The organism is Virgibacillus sp. Bac330, from assembly GCF_003667845.1.
Taxonomy (GTDB): Bacteria; Bacillota; Bacilli; order Bacillales; family Amphibacillaceae; genus Virgibacillus; species Virgibacillus chiguensis.
Genome location: NZ_CP033048.1, coordinates 2,939,903 through 2,962,195, shown reverse-complemented (window position 1 = coordinate 2,962,195; position 22,293 = coordinate 2,939,903). Strand labels below are relative to the sequence as shown.

The 22,293-nt window shown below is 38.4% G+C and carries 19 protein-coding genes; 9 read left to right on the top strand and 10 right to left on the bottom strand.

The features are described 5' to 3' along the window. Positions 1-642: 642 nt before the first annotated feature. From D9780_RS13690 to D9780_RS13680, 3 genes are all read right to left on the bottom strand, one after another. Entirely contained in the window at positions 643-1,539 is an 897-nt protein-coding gene (locus D9780_RS13690) for a manganese catalase family protein (protein WP_073012800.1), read from the bottom strand. A gap of 15 nt (positions 1,540-1,554) precedes the next feature. Next, positions 1,555-1,773 (bottom strand): YuzF family protein, encoded by a 219-nt coding sequence (locus tag D9780_RS13685; protein WP_073012803.1) that lies wholly within the window; start codon positions 1,771-1,773, stop codon positions 1,555-1,557. A gap of 495 nt (positions 1,774-2,268) precedes the next feature. Further along, the gene (locus D9780_RS13680; RefSeq protein WP_121640463.1) at positions 2,269-3,153 is read right to left on the bottom strand and encodes a LysR family transcriptional regulator; all 885 of its coding nucleotides are present in this window, start codon (positions 3,151-3,153) and stop codon (positions 2,269-2,271) included. A gap of 154 nt (positions 3,154-3,307) precedes the next feature. On the opposite strand from D9780_RS13680, the gene D9780_RS13675 reads away from it, so the two are divergent. Next, a complete protein-coding gene (locus D9780_RS13675) occupies positions 3,308-5,488 on the top strand; it encodes a malate synthase G (protein WP_121640462.1) in 2,181 nt (726 codons plus the stop codon). Between the two features lie 472 nt (positions 5,489-5,960). Here D9780_RS13675 and D9780_RS13670 read toward each other — a convergent pair whose 3' ends face one another. The 6 genes from D9780_RS13670 to D9780_RS13645 form a co-directional block, all read right to left on the bottom strand. After that, on the bottom strand, positions 5,961-6,533 hold the full coding sequence (locus D9780_RS13670; protein ID WP_073012811.1) for a CBO0543 family protein: 573 nt from the start codon (positions 6,531-6,533) through the stop codon (positions 5,961-5,963). Between the two features lie 126 nt (positions 6,534-6,659). Then, a complete protein-coding gene (locus tag D9780_RS13665; protein WP_121640461.1) occupies positions 6,660-7,880 on the bottom strand; it encodes an MFS transporter in 1,221 nt (406 codons plus the stop codon). Between the two features lie 457 nt (positions 7,881-8,337). Continuing rightward, positions 8,338-8,895 (bottom strand): O-acetyl-ADP-ribose deacetylase, encoded by a 558-nt coding sequence (locus tag D9780_RS13660; protein WP_121640460.1) that lies wholly within the window; start codon positions 8,893-8,895, stop codon positions 8,338-8,340. Positions 8,896-9,078: 183 nt separating this feature from the next. Then, positions 9,079-10,422: a gluconate:H+ symporter gene (locus tag D9780_RS13655; RefSeq protein WP_121640459.1), complete on the bottom strand. Its 1,344-nt coding sequence runs from the start codon at positions 10,420-10,422 to the stop codon at positions 9,079-9,081. A gap of 52 nt (positions 10,423-10,474) precedes the next feature. Next, positions 10,475-11,158, bottom strand: coding sequence for a GntR family transcriptional regulator (locus D9780_RS13650; protein ID WP_162985875.1), 684 nt, complete (start codon positions 11,156-11,158; stop codon positions 10,475-10,477). A 341-nt stretch (positions 11,159-11,499) separates the two neighbouring features. Further along, positions 11,500-12,369, bottom strand: coding sequence for a LysR family transcriptional regulator (locus tag D9780_RS13645; protein WP_121640457.1), 870 nt, complete (start codon positions 12,367-12,369; stop codon positions 11,500-11,502). A 148-nt stretch (positions 12,370-12,517) separates the two neighbouring features. Here D9780_RS13645 and mmgD point away from each other — a divergent pair, with 148 nt between their 5' ends. Genes mmgD through prpB form a run of 3 tightly spaced genes read left to right on the top strand, consistent with a single transcriptional unit; the run spans position 12,518 to position 16,006 of the window. Then, positions 12,518-13,624, top strand: a complete 1,107-nt coding sequence (mmgD, locus tag D9780_RS13640; RefSeq protein WP_121640456.1) for a citrate synthase — start codon at positions 12,518-12,520, stop codon at positions 13,622-13,624. 24 nt (positions 13,625-13,648) lie between these two features. Continuing rightward, positions 13,649-15,085, top strand: a complete 1,437-nt coding sequence (locus tag D9780_RS13635; protein WP_073012830.1) for a bifunctional 2-methylcitrate dehydratase/aconitate hydratase — start codon at positions 13,649-13,651, stop codon at positions 15,083-15,085. An 18-nt stretch (positions 15,086-15,103) separates the two neighbouring features. Then, positions 15,104-16,006 (top strand): methylisocitrate lyase, encoded by a 903-nt coding sequence (prpB, locus tag D9780_RS13630; RefSeq protein WP_121640455.1) that lies wholly within the window; start codon positions 15,104-15,106, stop codon positions 16,004-16,006. 248 nt (positions 16,007-16,254) lie between these two features. On the opposite strand, the gene D9780_RS13625 is transcribed toward prpB, so the two are convergent. Next, entirely contained in the window at positions 16,255-16,461 is a 207-nt protein-coding gene (locus D9780_RS13625; RefSeq protein WP_073012835.1) for an aspartyl-phosphate phosphatase Spo0E family protein, read from the bottom strand. A gap of 686 nt (positions 16,462-17,147) precedes the next feature. Here D9780_RS13625 and D9780_RS13620 point away from each other — a divergent pair. The 5 genes from D9780_RS13620 (at position 17,148) to D9780_RS13600 (ending at position 22,137) form a co-directional block, all read left to right on the top strand. Beyond that, positions 17,148-19,766, top strand: coding sequence for a sigma 54-interacting transcriptional regulator (locus tag D9780_RS13620; protein WP_121640454.1), 2,619 nt, complete (start codon positions 17,148-17,150; stop codon positions 19,764-19,766). Between the two features lie 130 nt (positions 19,767-19,896). Next, positions 19,897-20,133: a hypothetical protein gene (locus D9780_RS13615; protein WP_073012839.1), complete on the top strand. Its 237-nt coding sequence runs from the start codon at positions 19,897-19,899 to the stop codon at positions 20,131-20,133. 19 nt (positions 20,134-20,152) lie between these two features. Beyond that, entirely contained in the window at positions 20,153-20,476 is a 324-nt protein-coding gene (locus D9780_RS13610) for a PTS sugar transporter subunit IIB (RefSeq protein ID WP_073012841.1), read from the top strand. Between the two features lie 12 nt (positions 20,477-20,488). Then, positions 20,489-21,787, top strand: coding sequence for a PTS sugar transporter subunit IIC (locus D9780_RS13605; RefSeq protein ID WP_121640453.1), 1,299 nt, complete (start codon positions 20,489-20,491; stop codon positions 21,785-21,787). A gap of 14 nt (positions 21,788-21,801) precedes the next feature. Continuing rightward, positions 21,802-22,137 (top strand): PTS sugar transporter subunit IIA, encoded by a 336-nt coding sequence (locus tag D9780_RS13600; RefSeq protein WP_121640452.1) that lies wholly within the window; start codon positions 21,802-21,804, stop codon positions 22,135-22,137. The last annotated feature ends 156 nt before the right edge of the window (positions 22,138-22,293 follow it).

The following is a 22,293-nucleotide window of genomic DNA, read 5'->3' as shown; positions in this document are numbered from 1 at the left end:
GCTCTCTTCTGCGCTGAAATCGCTCATACTCGCATGAAATACGCTCGCTCCTGTCCGTAATGCGCTCATGTTCGTTGCAAATCCGCACGCCCCGCGCTTAAAATCGCTCATGTTCGTCGTAATCTCGCTCGCTCCGCGTTGAAATCGCTCCTGCTCGTCACAATCCGCTCTCTCCCGCGCAGAAATCGCTCATGTTCGTCACAATTACGCTCTCTCGCACTGAAATCCGCTCATGTTCGTCGTAATTCCGCACGCCCCGCGTTGAAATCGCTCATGTTCGTCGTAATTCCGCACGCTCCGCGCTTAAACTCGCTCATGCTCGTCGCAAATTCGCACGCCCCGCGCTTAAACTCGCTCATGCTCGTCGCAAATTCGCACGCCCCGCGCTTAAACTCGCTCATGCTCGTCGTAATTCCGCACGCCCCGCGCTTAAACTCGCTCATGCTCGTCGCAAATCCGCACGCCCCGCGCAGAAACCGCTCATGTTCGTCGTAATTCCGCACGCCCTGCGCTGAACTCGCTCATGCTCGTCGCAAATCCGCACGCCCCCCGTAGAAATCGCTCCTGCTCGCATGAAATAGATGTAAGTTCTACATAAATATTGTATGATGAACTCCGTAAACACTACGGAGTTCATCATACTTACATGTTTTCCATTAACCGTTTAGCAATTTTTTGATAATCATCTTTATCAATGCCAGGTGCAAATTGTTCAGGAAGATCTTCTAAATTAGGGATAGGGCCTCCTTTTGGTATTCCTTCCTTGACGATTAGCTTCTCTCCATTCTCTGGATTGTCTCCTTTCCAAATTTGTCGGATATCGTTATAATCTCCCACATCATTCCACGTGTATAAAACATTTGCTAACCCTTGTTCTTCAAATTTTCGAGCATGATCAAACTTCGTGTTCGATAAATCAGGGATTGGGATAAGCTTTTTAACGTCAACCCCTGTTGCGATTTCTAAGGCTTTCGCATAGGCTAGCACATGTGTACCTCCACGAACTAATAAGTAACCAATCATCTCTCGTGCTGTTTCATGTTCTGTCATTTCGTAAACGCGCATTTTATGTGTACGAGCGCCGACTTCAAGAAAGAAATTGTGTAGTAAATCTAAGACAAGATTGCCGCTACTAAAGACATTATCTCCTGTCCATGCTCGACCCATGGAGTCACCTACAAGTGCTGTTTGAGCAGTGGCGATAAATTGATACGTATTGCGGCTGTCTTTTCCTTCGCGTAACGGGGTGACATCTGGGTTTCCAGTGTAAAAGGTGTTTCCTTTTGAAAGGAGATTAATTGTGTTCGTAACAAGTTCGACATGGCCGAATTCTTCAGCTGTTATACTTGCTACAAGATCGTAAAATGGTTTAAGCTTATCTTTTTGGCGGAAATTGAATGATTGAAACATATAATTATTTAATGTAGACATTTCGCCAAATTTCCCACCTAATAATTCTTGAACCGCTGCTGCAGCATTAGGGTCGCCGTGTTCAGGAACAGGCAGTTCAATTAACATGCGGTTTTCACGTTTAAACATGATAAGCCTCCTTCTTTAGCTTTTCGGAATCACCCAAACAATCTGTTGAATACGAATATAGAATGAAGATCCGCCCGATTCTAAAACGATATGGTCAGGCATTACTGTTTTTAAGCTACCTGTCACTGTTCCTTGTGTTGTTTGTACAATGAGCGTGGCACCTGTTATTGACTGTAAAGTTTGGTATACGTAAGGGTCAAAAGCACTTGTAAATGATGGTGTTTGTGCGTTCATTTTTCAGCCTCCCTTTATGATGGATACTCACTACAACTAGGCTATGACGACAAAAAGTAGGTTATTCGTTGGACAAGTTGAAAAGTTGCTGGAGTTTATTAAAAATTGCTTGAATTTCATGAAAAGTCGCTGAAGTTCACAGGGAGGTTACTTGAAGTTCACAATAAAGTCGCTGGAGTTCACAATTATCCACGAGTTGCTACAGTTTAAGCAAATCCAGCACGAATTACCCTATGATAAGTCATCATTGGTTCTTGGCTAAAAAGAATGAAGGCAGACTAAACAAGGGCTTGCCGCTCGACATCGGCATACCCTTGTTTTAGTGGTATGATACCTTTATCACCGTTGATGCTTTCCGGTCGCTACGTTGCTAAATGGGCACTTGCGCCTTTGTTCCACTATAGGAAAGCATAGAATTACTATTGATTATAGTATAAGAAAAACTAAGTCTACCTCTAAATGGATTGGCAGTAAGCCAAGTTTTTCTAAATGAACTTAATTTGTGAAATCTTTTGCCATAGTGACAAACTCACGCACGGCATACGGCAAATATTTATCTTTTTTCCAAATAAGTGCCAACTCCAGATGAAGCCTTGGTTGTTTGAAAGGAATAGCTTGAACATCGTGATGGAGCAGTTGTTTACAAATTTTACTAGGGAAAAGAGCGATGCCTAAGTTTGCTTCCACCATTTCGATCATGAAGTCTCGCTGCGAACTTTTACAGACGGCATTTGGCATAAAATCGTATTGTTGGCAGGCTTCTATAATCCGGTCATGTAAAGAGAAATCTTGCTGATATAAAATAAATGGTTCATCCTGTAAATCTGGCAATGCAACAGATTTTTTAGAAGCAAGAGGGTGATTGTTTTGGACAACGACCATTAAAGGGTCTTTTAACAGGTTTATGGTAGAAAAGTGGTGTTTTTCTACTGGTAGATTACAAATGAGGCCAACATCTAACTCTCCTTCTTTTACCCCATGTTGAATTAAATTACTACCCACTTCGTTTAGTTCAATATGAAAGGAGGGGTGCGCTGCTTTGTATTGACTAATTAATTTTGAAAAAAAAGTAGCGCCAATAATGGGAGGGATGCCAATTTTTATTTGTCCTTTTTTTAATTGCACCACGTCATACATTTCCGTTGTTAGATTTTCATAAGCTTCGATAAATTGTTTGGCGTTCCCTAAAAACGCAGCGCCCGCATCTGTCAGTTCAATCTTTTTTCCACCTCGATAAAATAAAGTAACACCGAGCTGATTTTCTAAATTTTTAATTGCTTTACTTAAGGAAGGCTGGGAGATGTGAAGCGTGGAGGCAGCTTTGGTGAAATTTTGTTTATTGGCTACAGCAATGAAATACTCAACTTGACGAATGTCCATATAATCCGACCTTCCGTTTGTTAAATTCCTGTTTTTCATTATTATACTAAAATCAATAGCTAAAAGGAATAACACTTATGCAAAACGGATATTTCAATTTTATGATTTTTAACTTTACAATAGAGTAAATAAAGGATTACAGAGGGGGATAACATTGACAGCGTATATAACGAAAGGCAATCTGCAAATTGCTACAGAACTTTATGAATTTGTTAACAAGGAAGCATTACCAGATACGGGATTGAATCAAGAGAAGTTTTGGCAAGATTTTGATGAACTTGTTACCGATTTGGCACCTAAGAACAAAGCATTATTGGTTGAAAGAGAGAAAATGCAACAAAGAATAAATGATTGGCTTCAAACAAATGATTTTGAAGATCAAGAAGCGTATACGTCATTTTTAAAGGAGATTGGCTATCTAGAGCCAGAAGTGGATGATTTTACGATTACGACCGAACATGTCGATGATACGATTACAAAGCAAGCAGGGCCGCAATTAGTTGTCCCTATTGATAATGAACGTTATGCGCTAAATGCTGCCAATGCGAGATGGGGGTCGCTTTACGACGCATTGTACGGTTCAGATGTGATCTCTGAAGAAGATGGCGCGGAAAAGGGGACGTCGTATAATCCCATTCGCGGTCAACGGGTAATCGAATTTGGGAAAAAGTTCTTAAACGATCATTTTCCACTGCAAACAGGGTCTCATGCAGAAGTGACTCGGTATTTTGTAAGGGAAGCGAATTTGCATATTAGCTTAGAAAATGGTGCAACAACGGCATTAAAACATACGGCGCAATTTGTTGGTTATCAAGGTGATGTAGCATCGCCAACAGCTATTCTTTTCGTTCATAACGGCTTACACGTTGAAGTGCAAATAGATCCGTCGCATCCAATAGGTAAAACAGATGTTGCTGGGATGAAAGATATTGTATTAGAAGCAGCGACAACGACAATTATGGACTGTGAGGATTCTGTAGCCGCTGTGGATGCAGAAGATAAAACGCTTGTTTACCGAAATTGGTTAGGGTTAAATAAAGGTAACTTATCTGCCACATTCACCAAAAATGAAAAAGAAATCACCAGAACGTTGCATGCGGATCGTACGTATAAAGGTCCAAATGGAGAAGCGATTACATTGCCTGGACGAGTGCTGATGTTTGTGCGAAATGTAGGGCACTTAATGACAACGAATGTGATTCTCACGAAAAACGGAGAAGAAATCCCCGAGGGGATCATGGATGGCGTGTTCACTTCACTTATGGCAAAACACGATTTATTAGGAAGCGGGCGTTATCGAAATTCACCAGCAGGTTCGATTTATATTGTAAAACCAAAAATGCATGGCTCAAAAGAAGTTGCATTTGCGAATGAATTGTTTCATCGAATTGAAGATATGTTAGATTTAGAGCGATATATGATTAAAATCGGGGTTATGGATGAAGAACGAAGAACATCATTAAATTTAAAAAACTGTATTTATCAAGTAAAAGAACGCGTCGTATTTATTAATACGGGATTTTTAGATCGAACAGGTGATGAAATTCATACATCTATGGAAGCGGGTCCAATGATTCGTAAAGGGGAAATGAAGACATCGGCTTGGTTACAGGCATACGAAAAAAATAATGTGCAAACAGGGCTGCAAGCAGGGTTACGAGGGAAGGCGCAAATTGGTAAAGGAATGTGGGCGATGCCAGATTTAATGGCTGATATGCTTAAACAAAAAATTAGTCACCTTACAGCAGGTGGGAACACGGCTTGGGTACCGTCGCCAACAGCAGCGACATTACATGCATTGCATTATCATGAAGTGGACGTAAAAGCAGTTCAAGATCAGCTTGCCAAAGAGAAGCAAAGTTATCAGACTGATATGTTGCAAGTGCCAATTGCTAAGCAACCAAATTGGTCGCATGAGGAAATACAAAATGAGTTAGATAATAGCTGTCAAACATTGCTTGGCTATGTCGTTCGTTGGGTGGACCAAGGCGTAGGATGCTCGAAAGTTCCTGATATTCATCATATTGGTTTAATGGAGGATCGAGCAACGTTACGAATTTCCAGCCAAATGTTAACTAATTGGTTGTATCATGGTGTTTGCACAGAAGAACAAATGATGGATTCCTTAAAAAGAATGGCAAAAATGGTGGATAAGCAAAACGAAGGCGATAAAAATTATCATCCGATGGCTCAAGATTTCGATCGTTCGATTGCCTTTCAAGCAGCTTGTGACCTTATATTTAAAGGAAAAGAACAGCCTAATGGATACACCGAGCCTATTTTGCACCGTAGACGTCTTGAAGTGAAACAAAGCGAATTACTATCCAAACAATAAAAAGAAATGGTTTTCATAAAGAGAGGAAAGGTGATTTTTTGCCTTTCCTTTTTTCATGGTCTAGCAAATTTATGGAAATATTAAAATTTGCAGCTGTAGATAAATGAACTAAGTTATTTAGCCACGCCCGGCTCCAGCGCCCAGCAACTAGGCGACTTCACGAAAATCGCCCTAAGCTAAGTCATCATCAGTTCGTTCTAAATAGGAAGGCCGACTAAAGACGGGCTTGCCGCCCTACCCGGCATACTTCTGTTGCAGGAGCATGACCCCTAAAACTTTCGTTGCTTCGTTCCACTCGCTACGTTGCTAAACGGGCGCCCCGAGCATTTGTTCCTATTTCACGGTTTATCGTATAAGTAAAACGGTGGCATCCCCTTTTGTAACTATAGAAAATTCGCTGGTAATGAAAGAACAGCATATGTATACCTTGAGCGTGTACTATCCTTTACGTAACAAGAAAAATTAAAAGAGTCTACGTATGTTTTCTTGCAGCAATTTTTTCGTAGCCTTGAATATGGAATAACCAATAAGAGGCAAAGAATAAAAATAGAAAGATAAAAAAGTCATAAAATGTGGACCAGTTTTTTGGATTGTAAAATTCTAATGCGTTGAAAAGGTTCATTCCACCAAAAGCCGCAATAGCTGCAAAAATACTCCCTTTTATAAGGGCATTCGCTTTTGGTTTGATTTGCAACACAAACATAACAGCAACAGGAGCTAAAGCTAAATGATAAGGGAGAAAAAGAATCGGTGAGATAGGTGAAAATTTCATAGGATAAGACCATAATCCGTAAGATAATGAGACTAAATCAATTAGTAAAGATAGCGCAATGGTTAGAAAGGCGCAACCTAACAAACGTCCTGTACTATGTTTCGTTCTAAATATAACCCAAAGTATCCAGGGAACGACAAATAAAATAATGCCTAACCACCACTGCCATGAGAATAGAAAAGCTTGGAACACGGCATCTGTAATTATTCGATTAATTTCAATTAATTTTTCTGCTGCTGCATCTGATTGTTCTAAACCCTCTTTAACTGTCATAGAATACTCCTTATCATTTAAGCTGTTTTTATTATTTGTTTATAGGAAAAAAATATGTATGGGGGAGGGAGAAGCGTCTCTTTTAATCAAGACTCCCAATTATCTCCAACTGATTAAAGATTCTTTTTATCCGCTTTCTGCAATAATAGCTTCTTCTCCACGTATAAAAAACCATACAAAAAAAACCAACAAAAAACTAACGATCCCCATGGTTATATAACTGAAATGAATATAGTGGCGCATTGCTAAAGATATAACTGGGGGACCTAAAGCGACACCGATAAAACGTGAAGAACTATAGAAGGCCGTGATCGTTCCACGTTCTTCTTTATCAATTCCTTGGGTAATCAGTGCGTCTAATGTAGGCAGTACAGCGCCAATAGCAATTCCTAAAATAGAAGAAACGCTTAACAATAGATACAAGTTATTACTTGAAAAGCCAATGAACACGACAGTTACTGCGACAATAGGTAAACTAACTAATAACACACGTTTCATCGTTGCTAAGTCACCCTTTATTTTCCGCCCAGTAATAAACGATGCGAGGCAAAGTCCAAACAACGGAATAGCTAATACAAACCCTTTTGTCACTCCAAATAGTTGATGCTGTTTTTCGAAGATATCAGAGAGAAAAAACAAAACACCGAATAGGATAAGCATGAAATGAATTCCAATTAAAAACACGGTATATAGCCATTTACCTTCTGTTTTAAAGGTGTTTTTTGTTCTCTGGATAAATTTTCGCAGAGGTTCTACTTCGTCTGCTTGTTTTGGTACTTTAATAAAAAAATAAATGAGCACAGTAGAAATAATACTAAAAACAGAAATAGAGAAAAAAGGTATATACCATAAAAAAGCGGCAAATAGTGCGCCGAGTATAGGGCTTAGTACTTTTCCGAGCGTGTTCGATGTTTCAACAATACCTAAGCAAGCGCTTGTTTTCTCATCATCGCCTTTAAATAAATCTCCTACTAAAGGCAGTACAATAGGGAAGGCCCCGGCTGCTCCTATGCCTTGGAGAATACGACCAATAATAATCCATGTGAAAGGTTCTATTAGTTTCCACGAGGCAAAACCGGCAATTAAACCACCAATAAAAGCGAAAATTAAACTGATTAAAATAACGATTTTTCTACTGTAGCGATCCGATAAATAGCCTGCTACTGGAATAAGAAAAATGGCAGCTATCGAGTAGCTTGTTATGACCATACTTGATTGAAAGGAGGTAATCCCTACTTCTTTTTCAAAAATTGGTAGTACAGGGATAAGCATTGAATTTCCTAGTGTCATTACAAGCGGTATGGAGGCAATGCTAATAATACTCCATGTTTTAGGTTGGTTTGTCATGATTACATGCTCCATTCATTGCACTTTTTCTCTTATCATGCCAAAAGCAAATTTTCTTATACAGAAAATACGTTGGAGCATATAGGTTATAAAACTTTGTTTCTATAATGGATGAGGCATATAGAAAAGGAAGGGGAGTAAATAATTGTAGAGGGTTTTATCCCAAAACTCAAAGAATGGGGGAAAAGACTATTTGGAGTTTAGAAAAATCAGAAAAAAGTCACGTCCGGCTCCATCGCCCAGCAACTAGGCGGAATCACGAAATCGCCTTAAGCTAAGTTATCATCGGTTCGTTCGTGAAAAGAGGAAGGCCGACTAAAAACGGGCTTCAACTCGATGTCGGCATACCTCTGTTTTAATGGCAGGATTTCATTATCTCCGTTAATTCGTTCCACTCGCTACGTTACTAAACACAGGTGCTTGCATCTTTGTTCATCCTTAACTTATGCTCGAATTGCTAAAGGGAATCGGTTATATGTTTCAAAGCAGATTGATAAACACGAAAGTCAGCTTCGGAAAAGAGCACGATTTTAACTTGACCAAATGTTGTTGTCTGCAAATAGTTCGTAACTGTTCTTATAGCTATTTCTGCTGCTAATTTAATAGGAAAACGATATACACCAGTAGAAATAGATGGAAATGCAATGCTTGATAGATGATGTTCTTGAGCAAGTTTAAGTGCATGCAGGTAGCAGCTTGCTAACTGCTTGTCTTGATTTGGATGATGGTCATCCCAAATGGGTCCTACCGTATGGATTACATAGCTTGCAGGTAAATGATACCCAGCAGTTATGACAGCTTCTCCAGTTCCTAAAGGCTCGCCTTTTAGCTGTTGTTTACGGATTTTACGACAAGCTTGCAATAATTCTGGTCCTGCTGCTTGATGAATTGCTCCATCAACACCACCGCCACCCATCAGCGAGCCATTTGCTGCATTAACGATTGCCTCTGTTTTTTCTTTCGTTATATCTCCAATGGTTAGCTCCAACCTATTTTCACCAATTAAGATGTGCAATCCAACTCCCTCCTTTAATTTAGAGAACTCCCACTTTTATTCTGGTTGAAAAAGACGGTATTGTCCACCTAAGTGATCGCTTCATTTACATGATGGGTAATTATAAGTAAATGAAAGCGTTTTATCGCGATAAAGACGCGATGACCGTAGTTTTTCAATTTATAAATCGTTAACAATAAACTATTACACGAAAATGTTTAATAGTAAGATGAAGACAAGACCACTTATAGAGATAACAGTTTCTAACATCGTCCACGTTAAAAATGTTTCTTTTATTGTTAAACCAAAGGACTCTTTAATAATCCAAAAGCCAGTATCATTGACATGGGATGCGATAAGACTACCAGCTCCTGTAGCTAAGACCATTAGTGCCAAATTAACATCTGACCCTGCCATTAAAGGAATAACTAGCCCTGCTGTCGTTAATGCAGCGACGGTAGCTGACCCCTGAGCAATTCTTAAGACTGCTGCAATTAACCAAGCTAAAATAATCGGCGAGATGGAACTACCGTCAAATAAAACAGCAACATAATCCCCAACGCCACCATCAATTAAAACTTGTTTTAAAGCTCCACCTGCGCCAATAATTAATAGCATCATCGCAATAGAGCGTATAGAACTTTCTGCAGCACTCATTAGCTCTTTCATGGGAATATTACGTGCTAATCCCATCGTATAGATGGCTAATAAGACAGACAAAAGCATCACGGTCGTCGGTGAACCAACCATTGTGAAAAAATCAAATATAAAACCTGATTTATCGCCTTGGAATAAAGAGATTATGGTAGATAACATCATTAATAAAACTGGAAATAAAGCTGTAAATGCGCTAATACCAAACCCTGGTGTTTCTTCTAATTTAAATTGCTTCGCTTCTCCAATTTCTGCTAGGCTACCGCTTTCTAATTTATCAAAAGCAGTAGGAGCCCATTTTTTTGCAAATCTAGCAAAAAACGGTCCGGAAATGAATGTAGTTGGTATAGCAACAATGATTCCATAAAGTAAAACCATGCCTATATTTGCATTATATTCTTGTGCAATGACGGTTGGCCCCGGATGTGGTGGTAAAAAACCATGTGTAACAGACAATGCTGCCACCATTGGTAGACCAAGGGATAAGAAAGAAACCTTTGTTTGCTTGGCAATTTGATACACAATCGGAATAAGTAATACTAATCCTACTTCAAAAAATAATGCTATACCAAGAATGAAAGAAGCAATGACGACTGCCCATTGAATTTGTTTTTCGCCAAATTTTTCAATCAGTGTAATAGCAATTCGTTGGGCACCTCCTGCATTGGCTATTAACTTACCAAGTATGGCGCCTAATCCAAAGACAAATGCGATACTTCCTAGCGTTCCTCCCATCCCGCTTTCAATAGATGCAACAATATTTTTAAGAGGCATTCCTAGAGATAAGGCAATCAAAAAAGCAACGATAATTAAAGAGATAAAGGTATGTATATTCCATTTCATAATCAGTATCAGTAGTACGATAATTCCTAAAGCGACAATAAATAATGGCATAGATTTCTCCTTCTTTCTAGTTTAGTATAGGTATCTTCAAGTTTGCAGGAGATTAATGATGATGTTTTCTTTCTTTTTCAAGCATATGGTGCGTGTTAAAATTGTTTTCAACTGCTTTGGAAATAGAAACTTTATCCTTATCTTGAATCGATTTCAGCATGAGTTTATGATTTTGCACAATTCTATCAGCATCCTTTGGGGCGTCTTTAAACCTTCGTCTCATTGACAATAAAATAAAGCTTTCCATAGTTGGACGCATTTTTGACCACATGAGTAATATTCTCTTATGATTGATAGATCGAATGATTGTTTCATGGAAATCCAAATCTTGAGCAGTTAAACTCTCAGCATCTTTAAATTTAACTGCAATAGACATCATGTCGATAATTTTAATTAACTGTTGTTCGAGAGCATCCGTATCTAACTGAATGATGCGTTCAAGCACAAATTGTTCCATTATTTTTCTTATATCATAAAGTTCTTCAATATCTTTGTCTGAAAAGTCTAAGATGACAGCCCCCATCTTTTCAAGTTGAATGAAGCCTTCAGAAGCGAGAATTTTTAGAGCTTCTCGTACAGGGGACCGGCTCGTATCAAATTGTTTAGCAAGCTTATTTTCGGATATTATGGTATCGCTTCCAATTGTTTTGGAAATAATTTGCATGCGAACTTCGGCAGCTATTTTCTCTCCTGTTGACAAGTTATGTAACCATTGCTCTGGATAAAGCGCATTCATTTTCATCCTCCTTATACGCGTTTGATAGTATACTTGTATACAAGTATACTATCAAACGAGCTCTGTATATGTAAAGGCTTTAATATCGTATTCTATGAAAGAGACACGATCATTTGTAACGATTAACCAATTCCAACACAAAAAAGTAATCCATCCTGCCGGTCAAGTAGGAAGTAGATTACTTTTTATTTCACACTATAAAAAAGTACAGAATTTTTAGGGCTTATATAGTGTCTCATCGCTGTGTTGGGTTTTGCACGCAAAATCCGCTTTGTATCTAAGACGTTTTTAAAGTTTTCACACGTTATCATTTTACATCATGTTCTTTGTGTTTTTAGTTTCTATAATGCTTTTACATCAAGCGTTTCAATAAACTGGACGAATGCTTTTACAATGTTGAGCTTTAACGTTTCTTCATGATAGTACATCCAAGTTTTTCTGGTCACGGATTCACCCGACGGTAAATGAATGGGTTTAATGAATAAATCGGTGTGTGGACGAACGACAAGATTGGCTATAACGGCATAACCAAGTCCATGAATGACCATTTCTTTACATGTTTCCACTTGATTGACTTGAATATTTATATTTGGATTTTGTTTATAGGTGCTATACCACCATTGATCGACAATACTCCTCATTTTCTCATCTGTATGGTAATCAATCCGAGGTAAATGAGGAAGATCCTCCCATTGGAAATCCCACGGAGAAGCAATACAAATCTCTTCTTCATATAGTAAATGTTTATTTTCATTCCACATATAATCACCTTTGATAAAACCAATATGTACATCATGATTTAAAATAAGGCGGTGCATTTCACTACTCCATCCTGTGACTACCTGAAATTCTACATCTGGGTAACTTTGCTTAAATAAACGTAATAATTTCGGCATTTTATTCAATGCAAAAAAATTTGATACGCCGACTCGAATCGTGCCAGCAAACTGATCTTTCATATTATGAAGCTGTTCTTCAATCCTTCTTTGTTCATACAGCATTTTTTGTGCATGAAGAGCCAACTGTTCTCCTTCTGGTGTAAACGTAATTCCTCTCTGTTTACGTATGATAAGCTGGACATCATAATATGTTTCCATTTTTTTTAAACGAGATGTTAAGGTTGGTTGAGATAAAAACAGCCGTTGTGCAGCTTGTGTAATATTTTCCGTCCGATATAATTCCGCTAACATTTCCCAATCTTCCGTTCTCATAAAAAACACCCCGTTTTCTTTTGTTTTGATATTGAAAAAAATTATGTCTAGTAATTAAAATTATATATTTTCCTAATCTTCAATTCAATTCTATAATATAAATAGAGAAAATAAAGAAAATTAACGAATAATTTCAAGGAGGATGTTTATGAGTACGAATCAGCAGTTTGTCCCTGGTTTAGATGGCGTTATTGCAGCAGAGACGGCTATATCATTTCTTGACACAGAACAAGAAAAAATCATTATACGCGGGCATGAATTAATCGATTTGTCGCAAAACAACGACTATATTGATGTTGTACATCTTTTATTGGATGGTAACTTACCAACTGCTTCTGAAAAAACGGCTCTTGAAAAGAAGTTAACCTCTAATTACGATATACCGGATCAAGTGATGCAAATTTTATCTCTATTGCCAAAGCAAACACACCCGATGGATGGATTGCGGACAGGATTGTCAGCGCTTTCTGGATATGATGGAGATATAGATAATCGTTCTTTAGAAGCGAATAAAAGTAGAGCGTATGAGCTATTAGGCAAGTTGCCAGCTATTACGGTAAATAGCTTTCGTCTCATTCATGGGCAAGAGGTTGTCAAACCGGATCCAACACTTTCTTACAGTGCAAATTTTTTATACATGATTACAGGGGAGAAACCAGCAGCGTTTGAAGCGGAAATATTTGATCGTACATTACTACTTTATAGTGAGCACGAAATGCCAAATTCAACATTTACTGCTAGAGTTATCGCTTCGACAAATTCCGACCTTTATGGAGCCTTGACAGGGGGAGTTGCCTCCTTAAAAGGAAATTTACATGGTGGTGCGAATGAAGCGGTAATGTATATGCTAAATGAAGTGAAAACTGCCGCTGCTTTTGAAGAATTAATTCAAAGAAAGCTTGCCAATAAAGAAAAAGTAATGGGTTTTGGGCACAGAGTGTACATGAAGAAGATGGATCCAAGAGCGTTAGTGTTGAAAGACGCTTTAAAGCAACTATGTGAGAAAAAAGGAGACTACACATTATTAGAAATGTGTGAAGCTGGAGAAAAAGTAATGCGAGAGGAAAAAGGTTTATATCCTAATCTCGATTATTATGCAGCACCTGTATATTGGATGCTTGGCATTCCAATCGGTCTTTATACGCCGATTTTCTTTAGCGCACGTACAGCGGGATTAGCTGCACACGTCATAGAACAGCATAACAACAATCGCATATTCCGTCCGCGTGTTCATTACATCGGAGAAAGTTATTAATCTAGATTGAAGGAGCGATCATGCATGGTACAAGTGAAAGATGAAAGAAAGACAGATCAACTATTAGAAGACATAGCAGATTATGTGTTAAATAAAGAAGTTACTAGTGAAGAAGCTTTTTCTACCGCACATTATGTGTTAATCGATACATTAGGTTGTGGGATATTAGCTCTTAATTACCCTGAATGTACGAAACATCTTGGGCCGATTGTACCCGGGACAGTAGTACCAAATGGCGTGCGCGTTCCTGGCACTTCCCATACATTAGACCCTGTGCAAGGAGCGTTTAATATTGGTGCGATGATTCGTTGGCTCGATTATAATGATACATGGCTTGCTGCAGAGTGGGGGCATCCATCTGATAATCTTGGAGCTATTTTAGCAGTGGCTGATTTTATTAGCCGCCAGAATATAGCGAACGGAAAAGAGCCGCTTAAGGTGAAAGATGTATTAGAAATGACAATTAAGGCACATGAAATTCAAGGAATTCTTGCTTTAGAGAACAGCTTGAATCGTGTCGGACTTGATCATGTTTTATTTGTGAAAATCGCCTCTACCGCTGTCGTAACGAAAATGCTTGGTGGTACGAAAGAAGAGATTATACATGCATTATCCAATGCTTGGATTGATAATTCTAGTTTACGTACGTATCGTCATGCACCGAATACGGGCTCTCGTAAGTCTTGGGCTGCTGGTGATGCAACGAGCCGAGCTGTCCGATTAGCGTTAATGGCTTTAAAAGGGGAAATGGGTTACGCAACGGCGTTAAGTGCTCCAGGTTGGGGCTTTCAAGATGTGTTATTTAATAAACAAGAGCTTGTATTAAAACAGCCTTTAGATAGTTATGTCATGGAAAATGTACTTTTTAAAGTATCTTATCCTGCTGAATTCCATGCCCAAACAGCAGCAGAAGCGGCGATTGAGCTTCATCCTGAGATAAAGGAACGCTTAGATGAAATTGATCACATTACGATTTCTACCCATGAGTCAGCAATTCGCATTATTGATAAAAAAGGACCGTTGTATAATCCAGCTGACCGTGATCACTGTTTGCAATATATAACAGCTATCGGTTTATTAAAAGGAAATATTGTGGCAGAAGATTATGAGGATGATGTTGCTGCTGATCCAAGAGTGGATATGTTGCGTGATAAAATGGTTGTTACAGAAAATAAAGCATACACAGAGGATTATTTAGATCCAAATAAACGTTCTATTGCAAATGCCGTTCAAGTTCATTTCAAAGATGGCACGCAAACAGCAGCAATTGAACGTGAATATCCATTAGGACATCGTTTTCGCAGAGAAGAAGCAATTCCAAAGATACTAGACAAGTACGCAGCTAATTTGGCGACACAATTTGCTAGCAAACAGTTGCAGGAAATTGAATCCGTTAGTTATGATTATGGTAAGTTAGCGGAGATGGATGTAAACGAATTTATGGAATTATTTGCGAAGTAACGAGGAGGACATCAAAAGATGGCATGGATTGTCGATGAACCGAAAACACAAAAAGAGTTAGCAGAACAATTCAAAGCACTCATGTACGCAGAGGAGATTTTACAAATTCCTGGAGCCCATGACGCGATGGCAGCGCTCGTTGCTAAACAAACAGGTTTCCATGCGCTGTATCTATCTGGGGGAGCGTATACGGCTAGTAAAGGCTTACCAGATTTAGGAATGGTAACATCAACAGAAGTAGCTGAAAGGGCTAGAGACTTAGTTCGGGCTACGAACTTACCAGCTTTAGTAGATATTGACACTGGTTTTGGCGGTGTGTTAAATGTAGCTCGGACAGCTCAGGAGATGTTTGAAGCGAATGTTGCTGCAGTGCAGATAGAAGATCAGCAGCTACCAAAGAAATGCGGTCATTTGAACGGGAAACAGCTTGTCACAAAAGAAGAGATGGAACAAAAGATACAAGCAATTAAAAAAGTAGCTCCTTCGCTAGTAGTCGTCGCTCGGACCGATGCCCGAGCTAATGAAGGGTTAGACGCTGCCATTGAACGAGCGAATGCATACGTAGCCGCTGGAGCAGAAGCGATTTTTCCCGAAGCGTTACAAACGGATGAAGAGTTCCAAGCGTTTGCGCAGAAGGTCAATGCACCACTTTTAGCAAATATGACTGAATTTGGAAAAACACCTTATATCACTGCTGAAGAATTTCAACGTATGGGCTTTAAAATGGTGATTTATCCAGTAACTTCTTTACGTGTAGCAGCTAAAGCATATGAACGAATCTTCAAGCTAATTAAAGAAGAAGGTACACAAAAAAATGGTGTTACAGATATGCAAACGAGAAAAGAACTGTATGAAACCATTTCATATGATGACTTTGAAGCATTAGATAAAAATATTGCGAAAACGGTATTAGGAGAATAATTGAGAGCAGGCTTTACTGTGTTAACAGTAGAGTCTGTTTTAGTGTGGGAAGATTCTAAAAACGGTTAAGGCAGATAAACGATGGGAAATGATACATGTGATTTTTAAAGAAGAAGTAATGTTTATCTGCCTCATCTATATAGGGTAAAGAAACAATAGTGACATCTTTTTGTTTCACAATTAATGGAATCATCCATTCATAGATAACTTCGCCAATACAATGAGTGATTATTCATTCATTGTATGCATTAAGCTAGAAAATAAAGAAATGTAAAGCTAGCTACATAAAAAGGTCTTAAACTATTGTGTAAGTTTAATAGCTTGTCAAGCTGTTGACTGCATTTTACAGTTCTTCGATCAGTTAAGCCGTACTTTAAACCTAGTGTAATCATTTCTTGCTTTTTGTCATGAATACTTGCAGCCAATCTAGATGGATCTGGGTCAATCACTTTCATGGTTACAAATCTTCCTTTCTAATTTGAAAATTTTTAGGTGTTATGTCGGAAACACACAAAAATAAGTATGCTCATTTATTTGTTAAATTGCAATACTTTCCACAAAGGTTGTCAAAACATCTGAAAATATGACAAAATTATTTATAAAAACGATTCCTTATCACCCAATTTTTATAGCAATATCAATAGTAGGATTACTACCTAAAATGTCCTAGTAGTAATTTTTTAAAAGCTAATGAGGCTCATTTTCTAGTCGTGCAGCCTCGTTTATCATGCATCTAGTACATGATAAACGCTCCGTTCCAATAGATTAAATCACCACAGGATAACTACAGAAAGGATTCTTATACTTGTCTCCTTTTCCGCAGCGGTCACATTTGATTTTTAATAAATAGTCATGCCTCCTTCTACATTTTTAATGTTAAAAGACCAAGGGGTTCGTTGTCTAAAAATAGACAACGTTTTCTAAGGAGTGGAGTCATCTATTGCGAAAAAACTCACATGCTTTCTATTTTGTAACTTATTTTAATTCATAGCAGTACGTTTTCATGCATTCATTGGAATTTTGCTTCTTGGCTACTGTAAAATGCCTTACAGCTTCTAAGGGCAAAGGGTATCTATGTAATTATTTGTGTAAGCTGTTACAATAAAAGAGTGTAAAGATAAATGTAAATGAGGTTTCGATAATGAGTAAAATAAACGAAGTAAAAGCGGTGCTACGTACAGAATCAGGCAAACGGGAAGGAGTAACAGCAAAAGATGTCAGCGGGCTTTTGCATATTGATCGTTCTACGGCGAGTCGCTACTTAAATGAGTTAGTAAAGCAAAAGGATGCCGTAAAAGTACCAGGAAAACCAGTGAAATATATCGCAAATATGCACGCGGAAGAGACAGGCTTAAACGATGCAGATGGTATTGGCAAAAGTTTGCGTCCTATTTTAGAACAAGGGATGGCAGCTTTATTATATCCTTCGCGAAATATCCCGATTTTACTTACGGGGGAAACAGGTACGGGGAAAACGTATCTTGCAGAAACTTTATGCAAATTAGCTAGAAAACGGATGGGCGATCAAGGGGATGTCCCATTTGTAACATTTAACTGTGCAGATTACGCACAAAACGCAGAGTTATTAGTAGGACAAATTTTCGGGGTGAAAGAAGGCGCTTTTACGGGTGCAAATGAAGATCGAACTGGTCTTGTAGAGAAAGCTGATGGAGGTATCCTTTTTTTAGATGAAATTCACCGCTTGCCTCCTTCTGGTCAAGAGATGTTGTTTTATTTAATGGATAAAGGTGTTTATCGTGTGCTAGGAGAAGCGACGAAAGATCGGTATGCTACGATTACGATTATCGGAGCGACCACCGAAGATCCGCATAAGGCATTACTTCCTGCTTTAGTTCGGCGGTTTTCGATTAAATTGACATTACCGTCGTTAAAAGAGAGAACTTGGGAGGAAAGAGAAGAGCTTGTTAATTATTTCTTGCGCCAAGAAGCGAACAAAATGGATACGAGTTTAGCTATAACAGATCAAAGCCGTGAAGCGCTGCTCTTATATCCTTGTCCGGGAAATATAGGTCAATTAAAAAGTGACATTCAAATTGCTTGTGCACACGCTTATTTACGTTACTTAAATAAACAGAAGGAAAAAGTAACAATTCAAATAGCAGATTTACCAGATAATATTGCCAGCTTCGGTAGCTCTTCTTCTTTAGAACAACGAGAAGTAACTTCTACCATTGAAAGGGAAAAAGCGATTAGTGAGCATCTCCCTAATATTTATCAAAAAATAGCTAAACAAGCGGATCATCAATCAATTCATACAACCATTCAAAAATATATTGCTGATTTATCAAAGAAATATCGTCAGCCCGACTTTGTGCAGCAAGGGTGGCAACAATTAATTGATGAGGATTTGTTTCATGCTTTATTAGATGCTAAAAATCGACTATCTGATTTGCCTGTCCAGTTTAATAATAATCAATTGTACGTGATTGGTTTGCATTTACAAAATTATCGCAACCATCAACATGAAGCAAGGGAAGAACTCCCCATTGTTGTGCATCCTAACCCAGCATACCGAGAAGCGGCGCAACAGTTAGCTACCCATTTACATACAACGATAGGATTAGCATTACCAGAAGAAGAAATTGCCTTATTGGCTCACTTTTTAACGGCTAACGAAAGCAATGTGCTTCACGCTGAGCAATCGATAGCGGTTATTTTAGTTACACACGGGGAAGCTACTGCTTCTTCCATGGCAGAAGTGACAAATATGTTATTAGGAAATGAAGTCATTCAAGCGATTGATATGCCATTACATGTTTCAGCTACAGAAATATATCAGCAGGTAAAGCAAAAGATAAGTACGATGACACATATAAAAGGTGCGCTCTTACTTGTAGATATTGGCTCTTTAATAACGATGGGAGATGCGATAAAGCATGATTTGGATGTGGAAGTAAAAACCTTATCGAGTGTTAATTTACCAATGGTATTAGAAGCGGGGAGAAAGTCACTTATTTCCAATGTGCGTTTAGAAGAAATGTATCAAGCTACGAAAAAAGCAATGACTATTTTTGTGAAAGAGAAAACAAATTATTCCCCAGTAGAAAAAAAGCGTATGATTACTACCGTTTGTTTTACAGGAGAAGGGGCTGCGCAATTACTAGAATCGTGGATTGAGGATCAATTAGCAGAAGTAGATGAGGATGTTCTCATTCGTTCTGTGCGCATTGATCCGACTACAAAAGATGCCTCCATGTTGGAGGAGTTAAAACAACATTATGATATTGTCGCTATTATTGGAACAGTTCCTGTTACGATAGAAGGAGTGCCTTATATTCCTGCTTGGGAGCTTTTACAAGAAGAAGGCATTGCGAGAATGACTAAATTACTAGAAGTGACGCGAAAATCTCCGAAATTACGAGAAGGAGAAATAAAGCAGAATGAAGTCTTTCCACTTGTGTCTAAAGGGCTTGCGGAAATTGTCACTTTTATTAATCCGCAATCATTAGTAGCAATTTTAAATGATTATATGGAACCTATTGCAACCTACTATCATTGGGATGTAAATAGGAAGTTAGGGATGTGGATGCATCTTGGTAGCTTAATGGATCGTTTAGTATGTGCAAAATTGCAAAATAATATGGAGCAGTTGCTTGCTTCTGTACCAATTGATCGGCAGTTTACAGTAGCAGAAGGGGAAAAGGAAATTTGGGAGCCACTGTTTACCAAGTTAGAAGCAAAATACCATCTCCCAATTTATGAACCGATTCGCAATGCATTACAAAAATTGTCGCGTTAATGTGTGCAAGATTTCTGCACACATTTTTTTAATTGGCTGAAACCCTTGATTTGAAAGGGTTTATTTGTGTTGGCATGATTTTTGCATATATAGAAAATGAGAGGACACAAATCAGAGGGGAGGGAGGATAGTGAAGAAGTTTTTAACGATGTATGCCGTTTTATTTACAGCAATATGGGTTGGGTACGGCATATATGCACTATGGACGAATCAAGAATCTGCAAATCTCATTTTAGGATTTGGTATCGCTTTTTCAATCGTCATTTGTTTAGCTTCATGGTTTTCTTATTGGCTTATGCGCCACTATAAAAGAGTGGATAGCATGGCGAAGAACATTTTAAGTCATGCGAAAAACAAAACGAAATAATAGATGGGAGAAATGGAAAATGGAAAACAATCAAGAAATCAAATTAATTATTTTATGTAGTTGGGGAGCAACTTCCAGTCAATTAGCGAAAAAAGTGCAAGAGGCAGCAGAGAATCGAGGTCTGTCTGTAACGGTTGACGCAGGAGGGACAGGTGAATTTAAGCAAAAAGCGAGTAATTATAATGTAGCTTTACTCGAACCACAAGTTCGCCATTTGAGGAAAGAAGTGACCAAAACAGCAGAGCAATATGACATCCCAGTTGACCTAGTGGATCAACGTGCCTTCGCATTAATGGATGGCGATAAAGTATTGGATCAAGTTTTAAAATTGATGAATAAATAGGAGGCGTGAACAATGATTGAATGGTTAGAAAATCATTTAATGGAACCTTTAGGTAAAATCGCGCAAAACAAATATTTACAAGCAATTCGTGATGCTTTTGTTATTTTTGCTTTACCGGTTATTATAACAGGAGCTATTTTCTTAATTATTGCCAATCCACCATCAGCTATCGATTGGGGACCTATTCAAGCATGGGAAAGAGCAGTGTCACCGATTCAAGCCGAACTGTTATTTCCATTTAATTTAACATTTGGTTTAATGGCTTTAACGGTATCATTTGGTATTGGCTATAGTTTAGCAACGAGACATGATATGGATGCGGTGATGGCAGGGATACTTTCTATGTTGGCCTTTTTCATGACTGCTTTTCCTGTAACGGACATTACGAAAGTTCCTTTTGGCGATATTTTAAATTATTTAGGTGGACAAGGATTATTCGTTGCCATCATTTTAGGGATTGTTACGACAGAACTCATGCGTTTTTTAATTAAGAAAGGCTTTACGTTTGAAATGCCAGCGGGAGTACCGCCATATGTGATGCGAACATTCCGAGCACTAATTCCATTTATGATTATTTTACCGCTCGTTTGGATTATCGCTTGGATCGTTTGGGCCAATTATGAAGTAACACTACCGCAATTAGTACTGGATTTATTCAGTCCATTAGTTAGTGCATCGAATTCGTATTGGGCAGCACTTGGTATGATACTTTTAATGCTTATTTTATGGTCCATTGGTATTCATGGGATGAACGTTGTTTCTTCTGTTGCGTATCCATTTTGGATGACGCAGCTAGCGGAGAATGCGGATGCTGTGAAAGCAGGTACAGAAGCATCTGGTATCGTTACAGAGCCATTCTTCCATATGTTTACACATATTGGGGGGTCTGGTGCTACGCTCGGACTGGTTATTTTTATGCTGTTCTCAACTTCAGCGCAATTAAAACAAGTAGGGAAAACAGCTATTATCCCATCGCTGTTTAATATTAACGAGCCAGTTATTTTTGGAGTGCCAATCGTGTTGAACCCAATTTTAATCATCCCATTTGTTTTAGGACCAGCAATTATTGTTACTGTGAACTACATTTTATTTGCAACTGGCATCTTGCCACCGGTTATTATTCAACCACCATTTACAGTACCTATTTTCCTTGGCGGATTTATTGCCACAGGTGGTTCATGGTTAGCGGGATTAGTGCAAATTATGAACGCCATTATTGCTACGGTGATTTATTATCCATTCTTTAAGAAATATGAAAAACAATTAACTATGCAGGAAAAAGAGGAAGAACAAGCAGCAGTAGGCAACTAAGAGGAGTGTTAGAAATGAACGGAGAAGAGATTATGATGCAGCTCATACTGCACGGCGGCAATGCCCGCGGTGCAGCTTATGAAGCATTAGATGCGGCAGAAGAATATGATTTTACGGAAGCAGAAAAGAAACTGGAAGAAGCGCATGAAGAATTTGTTCAAGGACATAAATATCAAACGGAATTGATTCAAGGGCAAACTGAAAGTGTGACACCAAGTTTTTTCATGATTCATGCACAAGATCATATTATGACAGCTCAAGCGGAAATTCAGTTAATTAAGCGTATGGTTACGCAGTTGCGAAAAACAGAAAGTATAGAGAAACGATTGGAAAAGCTAGAGAAGAATTAAAGAAGTTTACTACTTTATCCCATAGATCCAAAAGGTCTATGGGATAGTTTTTTGACTTGAATTCACGTTAGGTCTATAGGATGACATCGTAGTTAAATGAGGCATACTAAAAAATACTAAATGTAATGCGTTTGCTCTTTCTTCCCTCCATTCATA